Annotated in this window: 22 protein-coding genes and 1 tRNA gene; 14 read left to right on the forward strand and 9 right to left on the reverse strand. The window is 62.2% G+C overall.

Annotated features, from left to right (window positions below):
- Positions 1 to 317: 317 nt before the first annotated feature.
- The 4 genes from lon to IVB32_RS10450 all read left to right on the forward strand — a co-directional run bounded on the left by lon (position 318) and on the right by IVB32_RS10450 (position 4,362).
- On the forward strand, positions 318 to 2,741 hold the full coding sequence (lon, locus tag IVB32_RS10435; RefSeq protein ID WP_018455109.1) for an endopeptidase La: 2,424 nt from the start codon (positions 318 to 320) through the stop codon (positions 2,739 to 2,741).
- Between the two features lie 87 nt (positions 2,742 to 2,828).
- Positions 2,829 to 3,233 carry a GFA family protein gene (locus IVB32_RS10440; RefSeq protein ID WP_018455108.1) on the forward strand — a complete coding sequence of 135 codons (405 nt, stop codon included), beginning with the start codon at positions 2,829 to 2,831 and terminating at the stop codon, positions 3,231 to 3,233.
- Between the two features lie 63 nt (positions 3,234 to 3,296).
- A tRNA-Val gene (locus IVB32_RS10445) sits at positions 3,297 to 3,373 on the forward strand.
- Between the two features lie 128 nt (positions 3,374 to 3,501).
- The gene (locus tag IVB32_RS10450; RefSeq protein WP_085353363.1) at positions 3,502 to 4,362 is read left to right on the forward strand and encodes a methyltransferase domain-containing protein; all 861 of its coding nucleotides are present in this window, start codon (positions 3,502 to 3,504) and stop codon (positions 4,360 to 4,362) included.
- 127 nt (positions 4,363 to 4,489) lie between these two features.
- On the opposite strand, the gene IVB32_RS10455 is transcribed toward IVB32_RS10450, so the two are convergent.
- The 6 genes from IVB32_RS10455 to IVB32_RS10480 form a co-directional block, all read right to left on the reverse strand.
- Entirely contained in the window at positions 4,490 to 5,452 is a 963-nt protein-coding gene (locus IVB32_RS10455; protein ID WP_162496492.1) for a cation diffusion facilitator family transporter, read from the reverse strand.
- A gap of 2 nt (positions 5,453 to 5,454) precedes the next feature.
- Positions 5,455 to 8,673, reverse strand: coding sequence for a CusA/CzcA family heavy metal efflux RND transporter (locus IVB32_RS10460; protein ID WP_247336876.1), 3,219 nt, complete (start codon positions 8,671 to 8,673; stop codon positions 5,455 to 5,457).
- Positions 8,666 to 9,655, reverse strand: coding sequence for a divalent metal ion exporter adaptor subunit IhpB (ihpB, locus tag IVB32_RS10465; protein WP_247369879.1), 990 nt, complete (start codon positions 9,653 to 9,655; stop codon positions 8,666 to 8,668). Before ihpB ends, IVB32_RS10460 begins: the two co-directional genes overlap by 8 nt.
- Positions 9,652 to 10,926 carry a divalent metal ion exporter subunit IhpA gene (ihpA, locus tag IVB32_RS10470; RefSeq protein ID WP_085353357.1) on the reverse strand — a complete coding sequence of 425 codons (1,275 nt, stop codon included), beginning with the start codon at positions 10,924 to 10,926 and terminating at the stop codon, positions 9,652 to 9,654. Before ihpA ends, ihpB begins: the two co-directional genes overlap by 4 nt.
- A 56-nt stretch (positions 10,927 to 10,982) precedes the next feature.
- Positions 10,983 to 11,345, reverse strand: coding sequence for a hypothetical protein (locus IVB32_RS10475; protein WP_085353356.1), 363 nt, complete (start codon positions 11,343 to 11,345; stop codon positions 10,983 to 10,985).
- Positions 11,346 to 11,465: 120 nt separating this feature from the next.
- Positions 11,466 to 11,729 carry a hypothetical protein gene (locus IVB32_RS10480; protein WP_247410301.1) on the reverse strand — a complete coding sequence of 88 codons (264 nt, stop codon included), beginning with the start codon at positions 11,727 to 11,729 and terminating at the stop codon, positions 11,466 to 11,468.
- 314 nt (positions 11,730 to 12,043) lie between these two features.
- Here IVB32_RS10480 and IVB32_RS10485 point away from each other — a divergent pair, with 314 nt between their 5' ends.
- Positions 12,044 to 12,937 carry a hypothetical protein gene (locus IVB32_RS10485; RefSeq protein WP_018455101.1) on the forward strand — a complete coding sequence of 298 codons (894 nt, stop codon included), beginning with the start codon at positions 12,044 to 12,046 and terminating at the stop codon, positions 12,935 to 12,937.
- Between the two features lie 55 nt (positions 12,938 to 12,992).
- On the opposite strand, the gene pepT is transcribed toward IVB32_RS10485, so the two are convergent.
- Together pepT and IVB32_RS10495 are read right to left on the reverse strand one after the other, a co-directional pair.
- The gene (gene pepT / locus IVB32_RS10490; RefSeq protein ID WP_085353354.1) at positions 12,993 to 14,243 is read right to left on the reverse strand and encodes a peptidase T; all 1,251 of its coding nucleotides are present in this window, start codon (positions 14,241 to 14,243) and stop codon (positions 12,993 to 12,995) included.
- A gap of 102 nt (positions 14,244 to 14,345) precedes the next feature.
- On the reverse strand, positions 14,346 to 14,660 hold the full coding sequence (locus IVB32_RS10495) for an HU family DNA-binding protein (RefSeq protein WP_085353352.1): 315 nt from the start codon (positions 14,658 to 14,660) through the stop codon (positions 14,346 to 14,348).
- A gap of 449 nt (positions 14,661 to 15,109) precedes the next feature.
- Between IVB32_RS10495 and IVB32_RS10500 the strand changes: the two genes are divergently transcribed.
- The 7 genes from IVB32_RS10500 (at position 15,110) to IVB32_RS10530 (ending at position 20,997) form a co-directional block, all read left to right on the forward strand.
- Complete coding sequence (locus IVB32_RS10500; protein WP_247410303.1) at positions 15,110 to 15,421, forward strand: hypothetical protein; 312 nt, start codon at positions 15,110 to 15,112, stop codon at positions 15,419 to 15,421.
- A gap of 673 nt (positions 15,422 to 16,094) precedes the next feature.
- Complete coding sequence (locus IVB32_RS10505) at positions 16,095 to 16,766, forward strand: hypothetical protein (RefSeq protein ID WP_247410304.1); 672 nt, start codon at positions 16,095 to 16,097, stop codon at positions 16,764 to 16,766.
- A 329-nt stretch (positions 16,767 to 17,095) separates the two neighbouring features.
- Positions 17,096 to 17,620, forward strand: a complete 525-nt coding sequence (locus tag IVB32_RS10510) for a hypothetical protein (RefSeq protein ID WP_247410305.1) — start codon at positions 17,096 to 17,098, stop codon at positions 17,618 to 17,620.
- Positions 17,610 to 18,833 carry a phage portal protein gene (locus tag IVB32_RS10515; protein ID WP_247410306.1) on the forward strand — a complete coding sequence of 408 codons (1,224 nt, stop codon included), beginning with the start codon at positions 17,610 to 17,612 and terminating at the stop codon, positions 18,831 to 18,833. Before IVB32_RS10510 ends, IVB32_RS10515 begins: the two co-directional genes overlap by 11 nt.
- The gene (locus IVB32_RS10520) at positions 18,830 to 19,360 is read left to right on the forward strand and encodes an HK97 family phage prohead protease (RefSeq protein ID WP_247410307.1); all 531 of its coding nucleotides are present in this window, start codon (positions 18,830 to 18,832) and stop codon (positions 19,358 to 19,360) included. The genes IVB32_RS10515 and IVB32_RS10520 overlap by 4 nt, the downstream gene beginning before the upstream one ends.
- 11 nt (positions 19,361 to 19,371) lie before the next feature.
- Entirely contained in the window at positions 19,372 to 20,511 is a 1,140-nt protein-coding gene (locus IVB32_RS10525) for a phage major capsid protein (RefSeq protein WP_247410308.1), read from the forward strand.
- A gap of 60 nt (positions 20,512 to 20,571) precedes the next feature.
- Entirely contained in the window at positions 20,572 to 20,997 is a 426-nt protein-coding gene (locus tag IVB32_RS10530) for a hypothetical protein (RefSeq protein WP_247410309.1), read from the forward strand.
- Positions 20,998 to 21,586: 589 nt separating this feature from the next.
- Here the strand turns inward: IVB32_RS10530 and IVB32_RS10535 are convergent.
- Positions 21,587 to 21,949 (reverse strand): hypothetical protein, encoded by a 363-nt coding sequence (locus tag IVB32_RS10535; RefSeq protein WP_247410310.1) that lies wholly within the window; start codon positions 21,947 to 21,949, stop codon positions 21,587 to 21,589.
- 47 nt (positions 21,950 to 21,996) lie between these two features.
- Here IVB32_RS10535 and IVB32_RS10540 point away from each other — a divergent pair, with 47 nt between their 5' ends.
- Together IVB32_RS10540 and IVB32_RS10545 are read left to right on the forward strand one after the other, a co-directional pair.
- On the forward strand, positions 21,997 to 22,404 hold the full coding sequence (locus IVB32_RS10540; RefSeq protein ID WP_247410311.1) for a phage terminase small subunit P27 family: 408 nt from the start codon (positions 21,997 to 21,999) through the stop codon (positions 22,402 to 22,404).
- Positions 22,370 to 23,138: terminase large subunit (locus tag IVB32_RS10545; protein WP_247410313.1), on the forward strand; the 769-nt coding region annotated here is incomplete at its 3' end. The genes IVB32_RS10540 and IVB32_RS10545, both read left to right, overlap by 35 nt.

Genomic DNA, 23,138 nt, shown 5'->3' on the forward strand with positions numbered 1-23,138 from the left:
GGCGCTGGAACGCTCCAATCGTCTCCTCAAGCAGGGGCTGCGGAAAGTATCTCCGCAGCCGGTGTTGCGTCGCTTATTGCGTGCGTAAGCGCCTGATGGCGCGCGTCTTTCAATGACTTGACACCCCCCGGGTCGATAGCCACCTAATGTCGGCGGCGAGTAAAAATTCTCTTCAAGATTCGCCTCAGTTCCGATTCGGCAAGCCGGTCCAACCTCAAAAGGAGCGATCGGTATTGCGGGTCACCTCGGCACCTTGTGGCGGTTGCGCATGAGCATGGCGGGCTGCGTGCAAGGGGGCAAAGCAAAAGGAAAAGGCCATGACCAATCCAAAACCCAGGCCAACCATCGTCCATGGCGAAACGCACGCCTATCCCGTGCTGCCCCTGCGCGACATCGTCGTCTTCCCGCACATGATCGTTCCGCTCTTCGTCGGCCGCGAGAAGTCGATCCGCGCGCTCGAAGAGGTGATGAAGAACGACGCGCTGATCATGCTCGCGACCCAGAAGAACGCGTCCGACGATGATCCGGCACCCGATTCCATTTACGAGACCGGTACGCTTGCCAGCGTGCTCCAGCTCTTGAAGCTTCCCGACGGCACTGTGAAGGTGCTGGTCGAAGGGCTCGAGCGGGCGCGCGTGCAGAAGTACACCGATCGCGCCGACTATTACGAAGCGACCGCGATTGCGCTCGCCGATACCGATGCGAAGTCGGTCGAGGCGGAGGCCATGGCGCGCTCCGTCGTGTCCGACTTCGAGAGCTACGTGAAGCTCAACAAGAAGATCTCGGCCGAGGTCGTCGGCGTCGTGCAGGCGATCACCGATTTTGCCAAGCTCGCCGACACCGTCGCCTCGCATCTCGCCGTCAAGATCGCGGATCGCCAGGGCATCCTGGAGACGCTGTCGGTCACGCAGCGCCTGGAGAAGGTGCTGGGCCTGATGGAGAGCGAGATCTCGGTGCTCCAGGTCGAGAAGCGCATCCGCTCGCGCGTCAAGCGCCAGATGGAGAAGACCCAGCGCGAGTACTATCTCAACGAGCAGATGAAGGCGATCCAGAAGGAGCTCGGCGACGACGACGGTCGCGACGAGCTCGCCGATCTCGAAGAGAAGATCTCCAAGACCAAGCTCTCCAAGGAAGCGCGCGAGAAGGCGCAGCATGAATTGAAGAAGCTGCGCCAGATGTCGCCGATGTCCGCGGAAGCGACCGTCGTGCGCAACTATCTGGATTGGCTGCTGTCGATTCCGTGGAACAAGAAGTCCAAGGTGAAGAAGGATCTGGAAGCCGCGCAGGCGGTTCTGGATGCGGATCACTACGGGCTGGAGAAGGTCAAGGACCGCATCGTCGAGTATCTCGCCGTACAGTCGCGCGCCAACAAGCTGACGGGCCCGATCCTGTGCCTCGTCGGCCCTCCCGGCGTCGGCAAGACCTCGCTCGGCAAGTCGATCGCGAAGGCGACGGGGCGTGAATTCGTGCGCGTCTCGCTCGGTGGCGTGCGCGACGAGGCCGAGATCCGCGGGCACCGCCGCACCTATATCGGCTCGATGCCGGGCAAGATCATCCAGTCGATGCGGAAGGCGAAGTCGTCCAATCCGCTGTTCCTGCTGGACGAGATCGACAAGATGGGCGCCGATTTCCGCGGCGATCCGTCCTCGGCGCTGCTCGAGGTCCTCGACCCCGAGCAGAACGCGACCTTCAACGACCACTATCTCGAGGTCGACTACGATCTGTCCAACGTGATGTTCATCACGACCGCGAATACGCTCAATATTCCGGGACCGCTGATGGACCGCATGGAGATCATCCGGATCGCGGGCTACACCGAGAACGAGAAGGTCGAGATCGCGCGCAAGCACTTGATCCCGACCGCGGTGTCCAAGCACGGCCTGGACTCCAAGGAGTTCTCGATCGACGACGACGCGCTGCTGCTTCTGATCCGCCGCTACACCCGCGAAGCGGGCGTGCGCAATTTGGAGCGTGAGCTCTCCACACTCGCCCGCAAGGCGGTGAAGGAGCTGATGATTTCCAAGAAGAAGTCGGTCAAGATCACCGAGAAGACTCTCGAAGAGCTTCTGGGCGTGCCGAAGTACCGCTACGGTGAGATCGAGAGCGAGCCGCAGGTCGGCATCGTCACCGGCCTTGCCTGGACCGATGTCGGCGGCGAGTTGCTGACGATCGAAGGCGTCATGATGCCCGGCAAGGGCAAGATGACGGTCACGGGCAATCTGCGTGACGTGATGAAGGAATCGATCTCGGCGGCGGCGTCCTATGTCCGCTCGCGCGCGATCGTCTACGGCATCGAGCCGCCGCTGTTCGACCGGCGCGACATCCACGTGCACGTGCCGGAAGGCGCGACGCCGAAGGACGGTCCGTCGGCGGGCGTGGCGATGGCCACCGCGATCATCTCGGTCATGACCGGCATCCCGGTCCGCCACGATGTCGCGATGACCGGCGAAATCACGCTGCGCGGCCGCGTGCTGCCGATCGGCGGCCTGAAGGAGAAGCTGCTGGCTGCTGCCCGCGGCGGCATCAAGACGGTGCTGATTCCTGAGGACAACGCCAAGGATCTCACGGAGATTTCCGATGCGATCAAGGGCGGCATGGAGATCATCCCGGTCTCGCGCCTCGACGACGTCGTCGCCAAGGCGCTGGTCAAGAAGCCAGTGCCGATCGTCTGGGAAGAGGACACCAAGGTGACGGTGAAGCCGGACGGCGACGAAGCCGCCGGCGGCCTGACCGCTCACTGAGATCGCAGCTCGAAAAAGATGATAAAACGGCGCCTTCGGGCGCCGTTTTTTTGTGGGGCATTTTGTTTTGGGCAGCGGATGACGACAATGCACATCGACGGGCAATGCCATTGCGGCGAGATTACCTTTGAAGCCGAGATCGACCCGGAGACGGTGTCGGTCTGCCACTGCACCGATTGCCAGACACTGACCGGCTCGCCCTTCCGGGTGACGGCCGTCTGTTCGGGCGCCGAAGTCCGCCTGACTGCCGGCACGCCCAGGATCTACGGCAAGCGCGGCGACAACGGCCGGATGCGCTTCCAGCACTTTTGCGCCGACTGCGGTTCCCCGCTGTTCACGAGCGGCGACGGCGACCAGGAGGACGATTGGGGCATCCGCTGGGGCAGCATCCGCCAGCGCGACAAATTGCGGCCCGTCAGGCAGATCTGGTGCCAGTCGGCGGCGGTGTGGATCGACGCGGTGCCGCTGCTGCCGGGCCGGCCACAGGATTGAGGCCCTGGAATTGGCGTTCCGCGCTTGCCCGTTCGGGGCCGGTAGGGATAAAGAAGCGGCGAGGGGCGGTTAGCTCAGCTGGTTAGAGCATCTCGTTTACACCGAGAGGGTCGGGAGTTCGAATCTCTCACCGCCCACCAGCCTTTGCTCGCTTCGCGAGCTTCGGCTCGGCGAGCCAGCCTCACACGTTATTGGCGCGAAGCGAACGAAGGCTGCCGCGCCGAAGCCGATAGGCGCAGGCGGGCGATACCGAGCCACAGAGGCCCTGATGCAACAACCAAGCGGACACGAGCAGAACGCCGATCAGATCGCCTACTGGAATGGCCCCAGCGGGCAGCGCTGGGCCGATCGCCATGCGGCGCAGGAGAGCCTGCTGGGACCCATTGCCGACGTGCTGATCGCCCGCGCCAGGCCGAAGCCGGGCGAGCGCGTCCTCGACATCGGCTGTGGCTCCGGTGCGACGACGTTCGCGTTCGCGAAGGCTGTCGCGCCTGATGGCTTTGCGCTCGGGCTCGACGTCTCCGAGCCGATGCTGTCGCAGGCGCGCGCGTTTGCGCCAAAAGGCCTGCCGCTCGATTTCGTGCTGGCCGATGCGACGGTGCATCCGTTCGAGCCGGCGAGCTTTGACCTGCTGGCCTCGCGGTTCGGCGTGATGTTCTTCGCCGATCCCATCGCGTCTTTCACCAATCTCCGCCGCGCGCTGAAGCCGACGGGACGGTTGGCGTTTGCCTGCTGGCGCGAGCCGAAGGAAAATCCGTGGATGATGGCGCCGCTTATGGCGGTCTACAAGCACGTTCCCAAGATGCCGCCGGTCGGGCCGGAGGAGCCGGGCCCGTTCGCCTTCGCCTCCGAAGAGCGCGTGACGCGCATCCTGAAAGGCGCGGGCTTCGTCGACGTCGCGATGGAGCCGCACAATCTCGCGATGGACGTCGCGATTGGCGGCGGGCTCGATGCCGCGGTCGAAGGCTCGCTCCAGATCGGCCCGGCGAGCCGCGCGCTGCAAGGGCATCCGCCGGAGACCTATGCCGCGGCAAAAGCCTCGATCCGCGAGACGCTCGCGCCGTTCCTGAAGGGTCAGAGCGTGGCGCTCCAGGGCGCGATCTGGATCGTGACGGCGAAGGCGGCGTAGGCGTCGCTCTGTCCCCATCATTGCGAGCGCAGCGAAGCAATCCAGACCGTTCTCCGCGGAGGCAGTCTGGATTGCTTCGTCGCTTCGCTCCTCGCAATGACGATGGGGACGCAGCAACGCAACTACCTCACACCACGTCATCCGGCGCCAGCGCGCAGCCATTGTCCGGATGCGTCTCGATCTGAAGCGTGGTGTGGCCGATGCGGTGGGAGCGCTTCAGCATCTGCGCCGTCTCCATCAGGAAGGCATCGCCGGCGCCGGTGGGCATGACGAGGTGGCAGGTCAGCGCCGTCTCGGTGGTCGAGATCGGCCAGACGTGGAGATCGTGGATCGCAGTGACGCCGGGCCGCTCCAGCAGAAGGATCTTGATCGCGGCAATGTCGGTGCCCCTGGGCGCCGCCGCCATCGACATGTCGATGGAGCCACGGAGCAGGCTGGTGGTGCTCCAGAGGATGGTGGCGCAGATGACGAGGCTGGTGACGGGATCGAGCCAGAGCCAGCCGGTCCAGATGATCAGCGCCGCCGAGATGACGACGCCGAGCGAGACCGCGGCGTCGGCCGCCATGTGCAGATAGGCGCCTTCGATGTTGATGTCGTCCTTGCGACCGCGCGCGAACAACATGGCGGTAAAACCGTTGATGAGGATGCCGATGCCGGCGACCACCATCACGGTGATGCCGGCGACCGGCTCCGGCTCCCGCAGGCGCAAAATCGCTTCCCAGCCGATCGCGCCGGTTGCGACCAGCAGGAACACCGCGTTCGCCAGCGCCGCCAGGATGGTGGAGGCGCGCAGGCCATAGGTGAAGCGGCCGCTGGGCGCGCGCCGCGCCGCGATCGACGCGCACCAGGCCACGACCAGGCCGAGCACGTCGCTAAGATTATGGCCGGCATCCGCAAGCAGAGCCGTGGAGTTGCCGATATAGCCGTAGACGGCCTCCGCCGCGACCAGCGCGGTGTTGAGTGAGATGCCGATTGCGAACGCCTTGCCGAAACTGGCGGGCGCATGGGCATGGGCGTGGCCACCATGATCGTGATCATGGCCGTGGCTATGATCATCGTGATGATGGCCGTGATGGTCGTGGCTGCCCACCTCTATCGCTCCCTGGACGCTGCCAAATCAGGCGCCATTGTAGGCGTTTCGGCAGCCCCGTCACGGCGGAACAGCACGTAGAGCGCCGGCAGCACCAGCAGCGTCAGCACGGTTGAGGAGATGATACCGCCGATCACCACAGTCGCGAGCGGCCGCTGCACCTCGGCGCCGGCCCCGGTGGCAAGAGCCATCGGCACGAAGCCGAGGGACGCGACCAGCGCCGTCATCAGCACCGGACGCAGGCGTGTCAGCGCGCCCTCGCGCACCGCGTCGGTAACGGGTTGGCCCTCGCTGCGCAGCCGCTCGATGAAGGCGATGATGACGAGCCCGTTGAGGACAGCGACGCCCGACAGTGCGATGAAGCCGACGCCGGCGCTGATGGACAGCGGAATACCGCGCAGCAGCAGCGCCATGACGCCGCCGGTCAGTGCCAGCGGCACGCCGGAGAACACGAGCGCCGCATCAGCCGCCGATCCCATGCCCATGAACAGCAGCAGGAAGACCAGCAGCAGCGCCAACGGCACCACGAGCGTCAGCCGCTTGGTGGCGGAGACCAATTGCTCGAACTGTCCGCCCCAGCCGATCCAGTAGCCCGGCGGCAGCTTGACCTTCTCCGCGACGGCTGCCTCGGCCTCGGTGACGAAGGAGCCGAGATCGCGCGCGCGGACATTGGCGGTGACCACAATGCGCCGCTTGCCGTTCTCGCGGCTGATCTGGTTCGGGCCAGGCGTCGCTTCGACGGTTGCGACCGACGACAGCGGCACATAGCGCATCTGGGCAAGGGGAGGGGCGGGCAATGCGGTCCGGATTGGCGCGCCGATTGCTGCTTCCTCACCCGGCGGCAGCGGGATCGGGATCGCCCGGATGACCTCGAGATCGCCGCGCAGATGTTCCGGCAGGCGCACGACGATGTCGAAGCGGCGGTCGCCCTCGAACAGCTTGCCGGCCGACTTGCCGCCGACCGCGATCTCGACGATGCCCTGCACCTCGCTGATGCTGAGCCCATACCGGGCGAGCGCCTGGCGGTCGAGGCGGACGGTGAGGATCGGCAGGCCCGAGACCTGCTCGATCTTGACGTCGCTGGCGCCGCGGATGCCGCGGATCGCGGCTTCGACCTGTTTTGCCGCGCCTTGCAGGATCTCGAGGTCGTCGCCGAAGATCTTGACGCCGACGTCGCTTCGCACGCCGGAGATCAACTCGTTGACGCGGAACTGGATCGGCTGGGAGATCTCATAGGCGCTGCCGGGGATGTCGTCAGCGGCACGGGCGATGGCCTCGATCACCTCGGCCTTGGAGCTGCCAGGGTCGGGCCATCCGGCGCGCGGCTTCAGCATGATGTAGCCGTCGGTCTGTGCCGGCGACATCGGGTCGGTTGCGATCTCGGCGGTGCCGATGCGGGTGAAGAACTCCTTCACCTCCGGAATCTGCTTGACGCGCTTTTCCAGCGCCTTTTGCAGGTCCAGCGACTGGGTCAGGCTGGTGCCGGGAATCCGGATCGAGGCCAGCGCGACGTCGCCTTCGTCCAGGCTCGGGATGAACTCGCCGCCCATGCGCGCGGCGGCAACGCAGCTTGCGACCACGATGATGGCGGCCATGATTGCGACGCCGAGGCGATGGTCGATCGCCAGCCGGAGCACGGGGAGATAGGCGCGCTTCGCCAGCCGCATGAACAGGTTTTCGTGTTCGGACACCTTGCCGGTGACGAAGATGGCAACCGCCGCCGGCACGAAGGTGATGGAGAACAGCACCGCGGCACCCAGCGCCATCAGCACCGTCAGGGCCATCGGCGTGAACATCTTGCCCTCGACGCCGGTCAGCGTCAGCACCGGCAGGTAGACCACTGCGATGATCAGCGTTCCGAACAGGCTCGGCTTGATCACCTCGCTCGACCCACTCCGGATCGCGCGCAGCCGTTCGGAGATCGTGAGCAGGCCGCCTTTCTCGCGCTGGACCTCGGCCAGCATGCGCAGGCAGTTCTCGACGATGATCACGGCGCCGTCGACGATGATGCCGAAATCGATTGCACCCAGGCTCATCAGGTTCGCGCTGACCTTGGTCTCGACCATGCCGGTGACCGTCATGGCCATGGACAGCGGAATGACGCAAGCCACCACCAGCGCGGCGCGGATGTTGCCGAGGATCAGGAACAGCACGGCCACGACCAGGGCCGCGCCTTCCAGCAGATTGCTCTCGACGGTGCGGATGGTGGCTTCGACCAGATCGGTGCGGTCGTAGACGGTCCGCGTCACGACGCCGTCGGGCAGCGATTTGGCGATATCCTCCAGCCGGGCCGCGACACGGCGCGCCACGGTGCGGCTGTTCTCGCCGATCAAAAGCATGGCGGTGCCGAGCACGGTTTCCTCGCCATCGCGCGTTGCGGCTCCCGTGCGCAAATCGCGGCCTTCGGTGACGGTCGCGATATCCCTGATCCTGACGGGATTGCCGCCGCGCGAGCCGATGACGATGTCCCTGATTTCGCCGACATTGCCGACCTGGCCCGGCGAGCGAACCAGATATTGCTCGCCGTTGCGCTCGATATAGCCGGCGCCGACATCGGCATTGTTGGCGGCGAGCGCCGTCATGACGTCGCGAAAGCCGAGCCGGTAGGCCATCAGCTTGCCGGGATCGGGGAGCACATGGAATTGCCGCTCGAAGCCGCCGATGGTGTTGACCTCGATCACCCCCGGCACGTTGCGAAGCTGCGGCTTGATGATCCAGTCCTGCACGGTGCGCAAGTCGGTCAGCGAATAGTCGTGGCCGCCTTGCGTCTTCGCGCCCGCCTTGGCCTCGACGGTGTACATGAAGATTTCGCCGAGCCCGGTCGAGACCGGTCCCATCGCGACCTCGACGCCGGCCGGAAGCTGGTCCTTCACCTGCTGGATCCGTTCGCCGACGAGCTGGCGGGCAAAATAGATGTCGGTGCCGTCCTTGAAGACGACGGTCACCTGACTCAGGCCGTAGCGCGACAGCGAGCGCGTGTAGTCGAGCTTGGGCAGCCCGCCCATCGCGGTCTCGACCGGGAAGGTGATGCGCTGCTCGGTTTCCAGCGGCGAATAGCCGGGGGCGCGGGTGTTGATCTGGACCTGGACGTTGGTGATGTCAGGCACGGCGTCGATCGGAAGGCGTTGGAAATTCCACGCTCCGAAAGCGACGGCGCCGAGCGCGAGCAGCAGGACCAGCCAGCGCTGCTGCAGCGAGACCGCGATGAGACGCTCAATCATGCTCGGCCTCGCCCTTGCCCATCTCCGCCTTCACGACGAAGCTGTTTTCCGCGACGTAATGCTCGCCGGCCGATAGACCGGCCTTGATCTCGACATGGCGCGGGTCGGAATCGCCAAGCTCCACCGGGCGCGCCTCGATCTTGTCGCCGTCCTCACGAACGAACACGATAGTCCTGTTCTCCAGCGTCTGGATCGCGCTTTTGCGCACCGCGACCGCGACGTTGCGGGCGGCGAGGATCAGCCGTGCCGTGACAAACAGGCCGGGACGCAAGCGCCCGTCCGGATTTGGCAGCACCACGCGCGCCAGCGCCGTCTGGGTCTCGCTCGAGCCGATCGGGGCCATGTAGGCGATCGTGCCCTTGATCTCGCCGCGGCCGTCGTCGGGATCGATCAGCACCTCGTCGTTGAGACGAACGCGCCGCAGATCCTGGCGATAGATCGACAGATCGACCCAGATAGTGGAGAGGTCGGCGACGACGAAGGCCGGCTTCTGCTCGGAGGCGTATTCGCCGAGCGAAATCTGCCGCTCGATGACGGTGCCGGCAAGCGGCGCCTTGAGCTCGTAGACGGTGAGACTCTGGTTGCTCTCGATCGCGGCGAGCAGATCGTCCTTGCCGACCTCGTCGCCGATGCGCTTCTGGATCGATTTGGCGACGCCCGGAAAGCGCGGCGTCACCTGCACCACGGCTTCCTGGTTGGCGCGCAGGATGCCGTTGAAGGCGAGCGTGTCGGTCAGCGTGACGCTCGCGGCTTCCGCCAGCGTCACGCCTGCGGCGGCGAGCTTGACGTCGGAGATGCGGATCCGGTCGGCGCCGTGCTCGTCCTGCTCGACATGGTCGTTCGGCTTCTCCGGCTTCTTGTCCGCGGCGTGTTCGGCATGCTCGACCCTGGCCGGGCCGAGCAGGGAATAGCCGTAAGCGCCAAGTGCGACGCCAAGTGCGGCGGCAACGAATGCGACGAGGATGGTGGAGGACGTCTTCATCGTGCGCTCTCCCGCGCCAGCGTAAAGGGATTGCCGACGAGCCCTTCGATGGTCGCCACCCCCGCGTGGAAATTCTGCAGCGCCTCCTGCTCGCGCAGCCGCGCCTGGGTGACGCTGGCCTGGGCATCGAGCACTTCGAGCAGGCTGAAGCGGCCCTGGCCGTAGCCTTGCGCGATGGCGTCCGAGGCTTCGGTGGCCTTGGGAATGGCGCTCTCGCGCAGCACCGCGAGCTCGCGCAGCGAGCCCTGGAGCGAGTCGTAGGCGCGGCCGGCGACCACGATCAGCGTGTTGCGGTTGGCCTCGCGCTCGGCCTTGGTCTTGGCGAGGCTTTCCTGGGCCGAAAGGATATTGCCCTGGTTCTGGTCGAACACGGGGATCGGCACCGAGACGGTGAGGCGCGCCGCGTCGTCATTGGTCTCGTTGAAATGGCGCCAGCCGGCGGCGATCCGCACGTCGGGATAGGGCCGTAGCCGCGCCAGCAACAGCTCGGCGTTGCGCTGGGCATAGATCGCGGTCCAGCGCACCAGCTGCGGATTGGCATCGATCGCGGCGACGACCGACTGGAACGTCGGCGGCCGGCCCATGGTGTCGAGCCGTCCGGAGACCTCGCCGAATTTCGGTGCCGCGTCGCCCATCAAGACCGCAAGCTCGCGCCGGGCGCTGGCCAGCGTCGCCTTGAAGCGCTCGCGGTCGGCCTTCACCAGTGCGGACGCCACCTCCGCACGGCCGGTCTCGGCCGGCGAGGAGGCGCCGGCCTCGACGCGTCGGCGCAAAAGCGGCGTCAGCCGGTCGATGGCGGTGATCTGCTCGTCGAGGATCTGGATGCGCCGCTGTGCGCCGAGCACGCTGAGGAAGGCGATCGCGGTCTCCGACAGCACCTCCAGCCTGACGGCTTTGCGCTGGATCGCGGCGACCTCGATGCCGGCGACGCCAGCTGCAATCCGCGCGTCGCGCTTGCCGAACAGCTCGAAGGCCTGGCTGATCTGGAGCGTGGTCTCGGCCGATCGTGTGCCGCGATAGATGCCGGACCCGAACGAATTGTCCTGTTCGTAGGTCAGTTCCGGATTGAGAAGCGCACCTGCCTGGATGCGCTGGCCCGTGGCGATGCCGACATCGCGCTCCGCCGCGGTCAGCCGCGGGCTCGCGGCCAGCGCGCGCGAAAGCGCGCTCCGCATCGTCAGAGTCTGGGCGTGAGATGGCGCAAGCGCCGATCCGGCAATCAGACACGCTGCCGCGCACGCCAGGCGCGCGGCCATTCCCCTGAAAAACATGAAACCGACCTGTGAGGATGAACCGAATGGACGCTCGTGGCGCCCGACCAATCCGTTCAGGCCATATGTTTGGGAGGCGGGGAGTCGGTGTCGGGAACAATGCCGGCGAGCCGGGGTGCGCGTTGCGGGCGCGATGCGGACACGAGCCCGATCGATCCGGCCGGTGGCGTCGGCTGCGCCACCGTCACCGAGAAGCAGCCATGGCAATGATGCCCCCCGATGGCCTTGTGGTCGTTGTGATCCGCCGAGCCGTCAAGCACCGCGCTGATCTCCGAGCCGCCACCGGGCGTGGTGACGTCGATGTCGTGCAGGCCATGCAGCGCTCCCGCGAGCAGGTAGACGACCGCGATCAGCACAGACAGCAGCCCGCGCCAGTTGCGCGGCCGGCATGATCCTGAGGGCTGGCGGTTCGCGAGCACGACGTCACTCTGGTTGCGGTCTGCGCCCGGCCTAGCATGGCGTTGGGAACAGTGTCGACCCGCAACATTGTTACGTTCCGGGAACAATTGCCGCAGCGCTCGCGAAGACGGCAGCTCTTCTCATTGGCGTGTGATCAAGCTCAGCCGAGCATCGGCTGCCGCTCCGCGTGCCACGTTCGGCATATCGCCGCCTTCGACCGTGACGACGGCGCGGCAGCCCGCTTCCATGGCCCGTTCCAGCCATTTGATGGCTTCATCGATCCACTGGTCGTGGTGCTCGGGATCGGCGATCGCCTTTTCCCGGAATGCATCTGCCTGATGAAGGCACGCGGTTCTGCGATCCACGCGGCTCTCCCGATCCGGAGGTTCCCGCCCCGAGCGCATCCTTGATGATCCGAGAGCCGGCGTCGTTAACATAGGACAGGAACCGGCGCACAAAAAGAAAGCCCCAGCCGGGACTTACCGGCTGAGGCTTTCGTGCTCACAAACTTCATCCTTGGGACTTGGACAGATAATCCGCATCGCGCGGGTTCGTTCCCGCGGGCTCGGTCCAATTTGGAACGTTCCTTGTTCATTGTGATTAGCGACGAGGAGAAATTGAGGAGGACGGACCATGGACGGATTGATTTATCTCATCGGCTTGATCGTGGTGGTCATGGCGATCTTGTCGTTCTTCGGCTTGCGCTGAGAGAGCGGCGATGACCATGGAAACTCTCATACGGGAAGACATCGTGGAAGGCGGCGGCGTCGCTGCCGATGAAAGGCGCATCATCCAGTGGAGCTCGGTGATCGCAGGCGCTTTGGCTGCCGGCGCAATGTCGTTCATCCTGGTCGGCTTTGGAGTCGCCGTCGGCCTGGGCGTCAGTTCAGCCTCGCCGACATGGCGCGATGCATCGGCGGCGCTGGCTTTGCTGTCGGGGCTGTATCTGATCATCCAGGCGATTATCAGCTTCGGCTTCGGCGGCTATATCGCCGGCCGGACGACGCGACCAGCCCCGGCGGTCACAACGATCGAAGACGAGGGCGAACGGCGGGACGGGCTGCATGGCCTGATGTCCTGGGCGCTCGCCGTGCTGCTTGGTGCCGCTCTGCTCGCGATGCTCGGCGCAGCTGCGATTGACCGCTCGCCGATGCGCAGTTCGGCGAGCAGTACCTCCGCCGCCGAGCCTCTGTTGAGCTACGAGCTGGATAAGCTGTTTCGCGCAGCGCGGCGGCCCCCCAACACCGACCTCAGGGAACCTCGTGCCGAAGCGGGACGCATCCTGATGACGTCGTCGAGCCACAGCGGCGTCAGCACCGATGACCGGGCCTACCTCGTGCAGCAGGTGGCCGCGTTGACGGGACTTGCAGCACCCGACTCGGAGCGACGGGTCGACACGCTGATCGCGGATTCAAGGACGGCCATCAATCGGGCGCGGCGTAACTCCATCATCGTCGCCTTCTCCGTTGCGGCAGCAACCCTGATCGGCGCTGCGGTGGCCTGGGCTGCGGCTGTTGCCGGTGGCCGGCATCGCGACGGCGCGCCGCTCCCGAACTGGATGGCGAGCTCCAACCGCTTCCATCGCTCTCCGCGTGCGATGCGGGTGCCGTAACGTGCAGGACGATGGCCGGGAGCGATCCCGGCCATATTGCCTTTTGACGAGAGGCCTAAGCCTTCTCCTCCCAGATCATGGCGAGATGGACGATCGTCTGCACCGCCTTCTCCATGTCCTGCCGGCTGACCCATTCGAGCCGGGAGTGAAATGCGTGCTCGCCGGCGAAGATGTTGGGGCAGGGCAGTCCCATGAAGGACAGGCGGGAGCCGTCGGTGCCGCCGCGGATCGCGGTGCGCATCGGGCGCAGGCCGGCGCGGCGGATCGCTTCGATGGCGTATTCAAGAATGTGCGGGTGGCGATCGATCACCTGCTTCATGTTGCGGTACTGCTCCCGCACCTCGAATGTGTAAGTCGAGCGCGGAAAATCCTTCATCACGTCCTTGACGATGTTCTCGAGCAGGATCTCCTTCTCCTTCAGCCCTTCCTCGGTGAAGTCGCGCACAATGAAGGAGAGCGTAGCCTGCTCCAGCGCACCCTCGATCCCGATCGGATGCAGAAAACCCTGCTTGCCTGATGTCGTCTCGGGCGAGCAGCCTTCCCGGGGCAGGCGCTCGACGATGGCGGCGGCGATCTTGATGGCGTGCTCCATCTTGCCCTTGGCATAGCCGGGATGGGCGCTGACGCCGTTGATGGTGATGGTGGCGCCGTCCGCCGAGAAGGTCTCGTCCTCGACGCTACCCGCGCTCTCGCCGTCCATGGTGTAGCCGAAATCAGCGCCGAGCTTCTTGATGTCGACATTGTCGACGCCGCGGCCGATCTCCTCGTCCGGCGTGAACAGGATCTTGATGGTGCCGTGCTTCACTTGCGGGTTGTTGATGAAGAAATGCGCGGCATCCATGATCTCAGCCACGCCGGCCTTGTTGTCGGCACCGAGCAGCGTGGTGCCGTCGGTGGTGATGATGTCGTTGCCGATCTGGTTCTTCAGCGCCGGATGCTCGGCGAAGCGGATCACCTGGCTGGTATCGCCCGGCAGCGTGATGTCGCCGCCGCGATAGTTCTTCACCATCTGCGGCTTGACGTTCTTGCCGGTGACGTCGGGCGAAGTGTCCATGTGCGAGCAGAAGCAGATCACCGGTACCTTCTTAGGTGTGTTGCCCGGAATCGTTCCATAGACGTAGCCGAAGTCGTCGAGATGCGCGTCCTCGACGCCCATGGCCTTCAGTTCGGCGGCGAGCACGCGGCCGAGGTCCTTCTGCTTCTCCGTCGAGGGCGAGCTCGGGGATTCCGGATCGGACTGGGTGTCGATGGTGACGTAGCGCAGGAAGCGCTCGGTCACGGTATGCGAAAAGGTGAGGGAGGACATTTCTGGTCAAACCGCCGGGTCAGGGGAGAGAGGCGGTATACCAGAAAAGCAGGGTGCGGTGAGGCCGGAGGAGGCTGATCAGGCTTAACGAAACGTGAGTGGTCAGATCGCCTCTTTTAGTTCCTTGACGGGGCGGAAGGCGACCTTCTTGGTGGCTTTGATGTGGATCGGCTCGCCCGTGGCGGGATTGCGGCCGGTGCGGGCGGCGCGCTTGCGGACCTGGAGGATGCCAAGGCCGACGATGCGGACGCGGTCGCCCTTCTTCAGGTGCTTGGTGATGAGTTCGACCATGTCGGTCAGAACGGCCTCGGCGCGCTTCTTCGACAGGTCCTGGCTCTCCGCAATGTCGGCGGCGAGGTGCTTGAGCGTGATGGTGGCGGGCGCGGCAGCCTTCTTCGTGGAATCCTTCTTAGCCATATCTGGCCTCCTCAATCACAGGGGCCCCGGAAAAGGCGGTAAAGGGTGGGGATCCCTCCAAGTCCTGGAAGGCCTAGACGATTCGGGCTTCGGCTGACTATGGCGCAAGTTCTCGACGGATGCCGGCAATCGCCGTCACAGCCGCGAAAGGCGTGTAGAAGTTTGCTCTAAGGCTATGAAGGAATTGCCAAAATGGCGCGAGAGACGGGGCTCGAACCCGCGACCTCCGGCGTGACAGGCCGGCTTTTTTTGTAAGACAAAGAGCTAAAGTTTCAACTTTTCCAAGCGGCTAACGAGCCCCAAGCCGGCGCGAAGTTGAAACCACCCCAACCGCAAAAACCAATGTTGCCAACATTGGTTCCGACGACGAACCGGCCAGCGGCGCCCGGCATTTTAAGCGCTGCATCACTGCCGCAATTTCGCGGCTCACTACCAACCTGAAAAGTACAATGAACAACAAACCTGTTTTTGTCTCAACCCTGTCCGCTCAATTCAAGGTCACTTCGAAATGGCGCGACAATAACTCAAAGCGATTTGCTCACGACCCTAGAAATGCAGATGCTGCAAAGCGACTGCTAGATTTGGAATCGCAGATTCACATTTCTGACGAAACCTGGGTTCAAATTGCCCCCCTAGTTCAGGATGATGCATCGTGCTTATCGGCGATTAGCGAGACCAATCGACTCGTGGGCTTCAAAGAGCGGCCTGCCGACTTCTCGGCGTGGCTCGAAAGCTTCTGCACCATTCTGTCGCGTCATTGATTGCAGATAGATGAAGCACCAACCAGCCGTCACAACGACGGTCCTACCCGGTTCACTGTTGAGTCAGTACCAGTTGCTACGTGCCGTCATTGACGCGCCATGGGCAACACGTCTGGATATCAAAGTCGTAAGCCACGTCATAGAAAGGCACTTTGCTAAACACGGGAACGCTCGTGCCAGCTTGCGTTACCTTGAAGTCGCGACAGGCGCAGAGAGAAACAAAATCATTCCGTCGTTGGCTAGGATTATCGACAACGGCGCAATTGAAGTAATTCGGAAAGGCATCGGTACCCGGCCAACCGAATATGGCCTCAACTTCGATTTTGCAGTTTGCAAAAAACCTTTTGCAAAAAACAAAAAACCTATCGGACCCGCTGCTAGCGGTGCCGTCCAAGGCACTTCTAGCGATTTTAGCGGTTCCTGTGACGGCACCTCTAATGATGAACCTAGCGGTGCCCGTGAAGGCACCTCTACTAGCGGTGCCCCGGAAGGCACCTCTTGTGGTGCCGATGAAGGCACCTCTACAGGCTCTAGCGGTGCCCGTGAAGGCACCCAAACCTTCCTACGTACTGAGCTTACTAGCTCACGTACGGTAGGAAGAAATGAAGATGCCCCAGCCGGGCCTACGGCCCCGCCCGTGTCGGGCCTAGAGGCCCACACGGCGGAGACGGCTGTGGACCCGAAGAAAGCCGCCGCATCAGACTTGCCGGTTGGCTTCGAACAACTCTGGACCGTCTGGCCGCGGAAGCATCACATTGCAAAGGCCCGCGCCACGTACAAGGCATTAGCGCCAGACCCTGCTCTACACGCCACCCTCGTTGCTAAGGCCACTCAGTGGGCCGCGCATTACCAGCAAACGGCTACTGAGAAGAGGTGGTGGAAACACATGCACACGTGGCTCGCGGAAGAACGTTATCTTGAAGACCCGCCGGAGCCCTATGAAAATCCAAAGGAGGCGGCCATAGCCCGCAAACGAGAGAGCGGGCCGCGTAAGGCCAGCAAGCAAGAGACAGTTGGTAAATCCGGGTTGTCATCCGGAACGCCGATCGGCCGCCACAAGGTCAGTATTACCGACTTCGACATGACGGGGGGCAGCTTCGATAAGGAACGGGAATTCATCGTGTCGTTCAAGATCGAAGACGGGGACCACGGCGGCAAAGTCTTCTCACACACGTTCAATTTTATTTCGAGTGACGAAGACACACAGACGGCCGGGCAAATGCACTACACGAATATCCGGCACGCCACCGGAATTCTAGAGCCCGACGATACCAGTGACTTCCATGGCAAGACGCTGGTGGCCAACGTCAAAGCAATGGGGCGGATCGAGTACGCCAGTCTGTAGAGTTGCACGCCAGCCCGGTCACGACCGGGTTGGCAACTAGCAAAGTGCAATCGGGATTGCAAAATGTACATTTTGCGGCTACACTTGTTCTACGATTTCTTACTGCGCCCCGAAAACACGTGCAGCTACGAAAGTGCAATCGGGATTGCAAAATGTACCGTTTCAGGTTAAGTTACCCTCATGAGTAAGAGGTGTCTCTGACGCCGACTCGCGACAACCCGCCCCTTCGGCGGGTTTTTTATTGCCTCAACGCCAGCACGCGCCCGCACGCGTGTCTGGCTATTTTTTTGAACTAACGAACTGCGATTTTAGAAAATGGATTTTCCCTCATGACGGGCACCGTTCCCGATCTGGTACGCGCGACGCATGAGCGAAGCAAACTACCAGCCACCTATATTAACCAGAGAGCCCGCGAGATTCAGAACGCCGGGCTGCTGCCGCTCGCCAAAGGCTCGGCTTACGCCCGCGCTCGTCCTCGCGATCTTGTCAACTTGCTACTCGCCTTTTCGGCCGACAAGGTCCGGCATGCTCCGGCCACCGTGAATCAATATTCCAACCTGCAAAGGCTGGTCGAAGCCGAACACACCAATGCCGGCGCCGCGCTTGAGGCATGGGTGACCAAGATATGGGCCGGTGATCGCGACGAAGCCGACAAAACCCTCCGCCTCGTTCAGACATGGCAAGAAATTGTTTTCGAGGACCGCGACGGTCACACCGAGCACTTCTACCCAGCCGATACGCTGATGGAGCAGCACGCCTTGTTTGATGTGCGCCGCTCGATTGAGATTCCCGGCAGGGTAATTGCGCAGATCGGTGCGGACCTTGGAATTCGAGGCTGCTCATATGCAGCTTAATCCCCTAAAGTGGTTCGAAACCAAGTCGACCACGTACGACTTGTCCGACCCGCTCCTAGCCCAGTTCTTCGGTCAGGTTTCGACGCTCTCCGGTGTCAATGTTGGTCCGGAAACGGCGCTACATGTTCCGGCCGTGAACGCCGCAGTCAGGGTTATTTCGGAATCGGTGGCATCGTTGCCGATTAATATTTTGAAGGGCGACGGTACCGCTAAGACGGTGGCAAAGGATCATCCGCTTTACCGGCTGCTACATGCCGAACCTAACGGCTGGACTAGCAGCTACGACTTCCGTCTGCAGATGCAGGTTGATACCCTCTTGCACGGGAACGCGTATGCGTTCGTCAATCGCGTCGCTGGTGAAGCTAAGGAACTCTTGCGGCTCATTCCAAGTTCTGTTGCCGTGACAATCGACATCAACAGCGGCGAGCCGACATACGAGATCACCAATCGCGACGGTAAGCGTCGGCAGTGTTCGTACACCGATATCATCCACATCAAGGCGCTGTCTACGAACGGCTTCACCGGCATAGCTCCCATTCAGAGCGCACGTGAAGCAATCGCACTTGCGCTAGCGTTGGAAGGCCATGCGGCCAGACTCATGGGAAACGCGGCGCGGCCGGGGGGCATCCTCAACTTTAAGGGCGCTAAGCTTACTGATACTCAGCTACAGCGCATCAAGCACCAGTGGCAAGCCAGTCACAATTCCGGAACGTCTGGCTCTACCGCAATCTTCGATAGCGAGACGACGTTTCAACCGCTGACGTTCAATTCAGTGGATATGCAATTTGTTGAGCTGCGCCGTTTCCAACTGGATGAAATTTCGAGAGCCTTCCGCGTTCCACCGCATTTGTTGAGCGAGCTTGGCCGAGTCACATGGGCGAACGCCGCAGAGTTGGGGCGAAACTTTATCGACTTCACTCTTGGACCTTGGCTTGTGAACTGGACCGGCGCATTGAGCCGATCGCTTCTGACAAGCGAGGAACGCGCTGATACGTTCATTGCTTTCGATACGTCGGAACTAACAGCAGCCAATCTTCAAGATCGCACAACCGCGATGGTCAAGGCAGTCGGCGGCCCGTATCTCACGGCTGACGAAGCGCGCGCGCTCGAAAATCGCGCACCGATCGAAGGCGGCAACGTCCTGAATGAACCCGTTGGCGCTGCACCGACTGCGGCCAATGACAACGCCGAACCGAAGAAAGAAGCGGCATGACCACCAACACCAAGGAAACAGGAAACTGTTTCGAGTTCGACGTTAAGGCGGTTGCCGAGGACGGCACGTTTAGCGGCTACGCCAGTGTATTCGGTGTGACCGATCTTGGCGGTGACTCCGTCCAGCCGGGCGCGTTCACCAAAAGCTTGAAGAGCAAGCCGGCCGCCAAAGTGAAGATGCTTCGTGGTCACGACACGTCTGAGCCCATCGGTGTTTGGACTTCGATTGTAGAGGACTCCCGCGGTTTGAAAGCAACGGGCCGATTGATCCTCGATACCAACAAAGGTCGCGAGACTTACGCGCTCCTCAAGGCCGGTGCTCTTGATGGACTGAGCATCGGATACCGAACCAAGAAAGAAAGCTTCGATCGGACGAAGAAGGTTCGCCTACTGAACGAACTTGAATTGCACGAGGTAAGTATCGTGACGTTCCCAATGAATCCTACCGCTACAATTTCACGCGTCAAGAGCACGGACTTTTCCCGCCTCGTCGCCGCTATCAACCGTGCCACCGCGGCACTTCACTAAGGACTACATTTTTGAATACCAATGCATTGCGACTTGAGACCAAGGACGACTCCGATATTGAGACCAAGGCGATCGAAACCGCACTGGCCAATATGACCACGGCGTTCGAAACGCACAAGAAGGCATCTAACGATAACGACGCCGCACAGAAGAAGCGTATCGACGATCTTGAACTGCGGCTGAACCGCCCCGGTGGTCACGCCAACGACAACAAGGAACCCACCGACGAAACCAAGGCGTTTGAGAAGTACATTCGTCGCGGCGCGGAAGCGTTGGGTGAGGAAGTTAAATCGCTGCGTGTGTCCGACAACACGGCCGGTGGTTATTTGTCGCCGGACGAATTTAACGCCGAACTTGATCGCAACGTTGTGCTGTTCTCGCCCGTGCGGCAGGTTGCCCGTGTTCTTCCGACAGGTGCGCCGGCCGTTCTGTGGCCAAAACGGCTCTCTGGATTCACAGCGTCCTGGGTTGGCGAAACCGGTGCACGGCCAGAAACAACGGCCACCTTCGGCCAGTCCCGATACCCCATTTTTGAACTTGCTGCATGGGTCGACGTGGCGAATGCCATGCTGGAAGACTCTACCTTCGACGTTGCTTCGATGCTCAGCTTCGAGTTCGCCCAAGAATTTGGGCTTGAGGAGGGCAAGGCTTTCGTCAACGGTGCTTCTGCGCTTTCGCCGTCCGGCTTCATGCAGGATGCGGGAGTTGCATACACCCCGACGACGAGCGCTACAGCTGTCTTGCCGGATAGCTTGTTTGACATCTACCATGCGGTGAAGTCGCCGTACCGAGCGAACGCCGTGTGGGGCATGAACAGCAACACGTTGGGCTACGTTCGGAAGTTGAAGGATGGTCAGGGCAACTATCTGTTGTCGCATGGCGGAGTCGCTAATGCGCCAATCACGACTATCCTCGGCAACCCCGTAGTTGAAATGCCTGACATGCCCGACATTGCGGGCGGTGCGTTCCCGATTGTGTTCGGTGACTTCTCGCAGGGTTACCGCATTTTCGATCGTGTTAGCTTGAGCGTCCTTCGCGACCCCTACTCGCAGGCCACGAACGGCGCGACCCGTTTTCACGGTCGCCGTCGCGTTGCTGGCGGTGTGGGTAAGGCGGAAGCTATCCGCAAGCTGAAGGTTTCAGTCTCGTAAGACAATTCTCGGCCGGGGATTCATCTCCCCGGCTCTTTCTCATTTCTAAGGATTTTAATTTTGCGCGATCTTATGAATCAGTTGCACTTCAAGCCGGCGTTTGCGCCGGTCGCGGCTGTCGTCGACAACACGGCTCAGGTTTCTACCATTCTTGACGTTTACGGTTTTGGTTCGGCTGTTCTGGCAGTCGTCACCGGCACCCTAACTGACGCCGATGCAACCTTTGCTCTCACGTTCAACGAGTCGAATGACCCGGCTATGGCCGGCGCCAATGCGGTCGCAGCGACCGATATGACCGGGACAACGGCGCTCGCGAGTTTCACGTTCGCTGATGATATCAAGTGCCGAAAGATTGGTTACATCGGGGCTAAACGTTTTATCCAGGCGACAATTACGCCGGCCGCTAACACCGGCAACCTCTTTGTTGCTGGCATCTGGGTTCAAGGTCATCCGGCCAGCGCTCCAACGACTAACCCGCCGCAGTAATTCAGGGGGAAGGGCAAAGGCTCGGATAGCCGGAGTCACCCGCCCCTGGCCTGTTCAACCGGGTGGCTTGAATATCCATGACCACAGCGGGTCTCAAATCCTCGCAAATGGTCACGGCTAGTGCGTCATCCCCGCACTAGCCACCAATACGGATGGGCTGGCCATGCGGATGTACCGTGGCTGGCCCTATTCTGTCTCAGGAATGATGATGACGAAACACGCACGCATCTGCGCATGCGGCTACCGCGTTGCTGGCGGTACCCTATGCGCGTGTCAGAAGCGGAGGCAGGCTGGACGCCCCAGCGCGAGGCAGCGGGGCTACGGTGCTGATTGGCAGGCCCTGCGAGCCGCCCAGCCGCATACGCCATGCACGGCCTGCGCTAGGCCGTACAAGAGCGGCTTCCACTTGGACCACAAGCTGGCCCGGAACGCTGGTGGCACTGATGATCCAAGCAATCTGCATTGGCTCTGCCACGGCTGTCATAGCAGGAAGACCGCGAAAAAGGATGGCGGCTTCGGACACCCCCGGGTGGCCTGACAGACTTTCGACATAGGGAGCAAGGACCGCATGGGTCTCAAGTTCGGTATTTCACCGAATTGGAGATTTGACGCCAAACTTGACCAGCGTCTGCTTTGTCATCTCGCATTCTTGGCCGCCCCTGCCACTCATTACGGCTGCGATGTGGGCAGCATCCAACTCGATAAAGTCGACGAGGACCAGACGCCAATTTGCTTTCTGAAGCGGTGCCATCAGTTTTGCGAGGGCAACGCTACGGCTAACCATCTCGTCCCATGCTGGGTCTGGTATCGCAGACACGTCCACGCCGCGATTTCTAACCTCGCGCCGCAGCAACAAGCGAGCCCCTTTTTCGGGAAACCAATATGCGGTGCCAAATTTGAATAACAGCAAGACCATCGCAACGCCAAGGATACCGGCTACCGCTTCCCACATTTCACGCCCCCCGCGCCGAACGAACACAATTTAACACAGGACCCAACGTGAAGGGAAGAAAACCCGAAATAACCGCGCTCCCCGGCGCCCTCGATACCCCCCCATCGGCGCCAACGTGGCTGCCGAAGTTCGCTAAGAAGGAATGGGCACGTGTCGTGCCCGCATTGGTCAGGGCTCGCAGCCTCGCTTCGCACGAGTTGTCGACCGTCGAATCGTACTGCATCGCCGTCGCCCGCGTCCGTGAGTGCGAGGCGGTCATTCAGAAACATGGCTTAACCTACGTCTCTCCGACAGGCGAAAGCAAACGCCGGCCAGAGTCAACGCTGGCCAAGGAAAATATTGAAGCCGCTCGGCGGCTCGCGGCAGAGCTAGGTATCACACCGGCCAGCCGCTCGAAGAACAAAGGCGGCGCTCCCGAACATGACAACGAAGACGAATTTGGCGTGGATATTTGACAGCACGCAACTTCCCGACCCTCACGGTTATGGCGAGCGCGCCGTAAAGTTTATCAAGGCCCTTCGCCATCCGAAAAGTGACCGGCCGAAGAAGGCTTTCCAGCTTGACCCATGGCAGGAACGGATTGTTCGTCGCATCTACGGCGACACGCTTCAGAATGGCCAGCGTCGAATCAAGACCGTCTTTATGCTGATCGGCCGCGGCAATAGGAAGACGACCCTCGCTGCGGCAATCGAGTTGCTGCACACCGTTGGTCCGGAGCGCGTGCCGCAAGGGCTTGCCGTCTCTATCGCCAACGATCGCGATCAGGCCCGGCTAACGCTCGAGGAAATGGCCGGGATGATTGCTGTTCATCCTCGCTTGGTCGAAGCGACCCGCGTTCAGTCGACCAACAACAGGATCACGCACGAGAAGTCCGGCGCACAATACCGTGCCATGTCGGCGGACGCGGCCACGGCCCATGGCCGCACACCAAACTTCGGATTCGTCGACGAGCTGCACGAGTTCAAGAAAGGCGACCTGTATTATGCGATCACGTCGGGCCTAAACAAAACGGCAGGCTCACTTCTCTTCATAGCCACCACGGCTGGCGTCGGTCAGACCTCCATAGCGTGGGATTTGTATGAGTATGCCAAGCGGGTTGCTGAGGGCGCGGTAGTGGACGACTCGTTCCTGCCGATATTGTTTCAAGCCGATGCAGATGCCGACTGGCGCGACGAACAGGTATGGCAGG

This window comes from Bradyrhizobium sp. 23 (genome assembly GCF_023073295.1).
In the GTDB taxonomy this organism is placed as follows: domain Bacteria; phylum Pseudomonadota; class Alphaproteobacteria; order Rhizobiales; family Xanthobacteraceae; genus Bradyrhizobium; species Bradyrhizobium canariense_D.

Coding starts and splice junctions, on each gene's coding strand:
- lon (WP_018455109.1), top strand. CDS start 318: ATGACCAATCCAAAACCCAGGCCAACCATCGTCCATGGCGAAACGCAC.
- IVB32_RS10440 (WP_018455108.1), top strand. CDS start 2,829: ATGCACATCGACGGGCAATGCCATTGCGGCGAGATTACCTTTGAAGCC.
- IVB32_RS10450 (WP_085353363.1), top strand. CDS start 3,502: ATGCAACAACCAAGCGGACACGAGCAGAACGCCGATCAGATCGCCTAC.
- IVB32_RS10460 (WP_247336876.1), bottom strand. CDS start 8,673: ATGATTGAGCGTCTCATCGCGGTCTCGCTGCAGCAGCGCTGGCTGGTC.
- ihpB (WP_247369879.1), bottom strand. CDS start 9,655: ATGAAGACGTCCTCCACCATCCTCGTCGCATTCGTTGCCGCCGCACTT.
- ihpA (WP_085353357.1), bottom strand. CDS start 10,926: ATGTTTTTCAGGGGAATGGCCGCGCGCCTGGCGTGCGCGGCAGCGTGT.
- IVB32_RS10480 (WP_247410301.1), bottom strand. CDS start 11,729: ATGCGCTCGGGGCGGGAACCTCCGGATCGGGAGAGCCGCGTGGATCGC.
- IVB32_RS10485 (WP_018455101.1), top strand. CDS start 12,044: ATGACCATGGAAACTCTCATACGGGAAGACATCGTGGAAGGCGGCGGC.
- pepT (WP_085353354.1), bottom strand. CDS start 14,243: ATGTCCTCCCTCACCTTTTCGCATACCGTGACCGAGCGCTTCCTGCGC.
- IVB32_RS10495 (WP_085353352.1), bottom strand. CDS start 14,660: ATGGCTAAGAAGGATTCCACGAAGAAGGCTGCCGCGCCCGCCACCATC.
- IVB32_RS10500 (WP_247410303.1), top strand. CDS start 15,110: ATGAACAACAAACCTGTTTTTGTCTCAACCCTGTCCGCTCAATTCAAG.
- IVB32_RS10510 (WP_247410305.1), top strand. CDS start 17,096: ATGACGGGCACCGTTCCCGATCTGGTACGCGCGACGCATGAGCGAAGC.
- IVB32_RS10515 (WP_247410306.1), top strand. CDS start 17,610: ATGCAGCTTAATCCCCTAAAGTGGTTCGAAACCAAGTCGACCACGTAC.
- IVB32_RS10520 (WP_247410307.1), top strand. CDS start 18,830: ATGACCACCAACACCAAGGAAACAGGAAACTGTTTCGAGTTCGACGTT.
- IVB32_RS10535 (WP_247410310.1), bottom strand. CDS start 21,949: ATGTGGGAAGCGGTAGCCGGTATCCTTGGCGTTGCGATGGTCTTGCTG.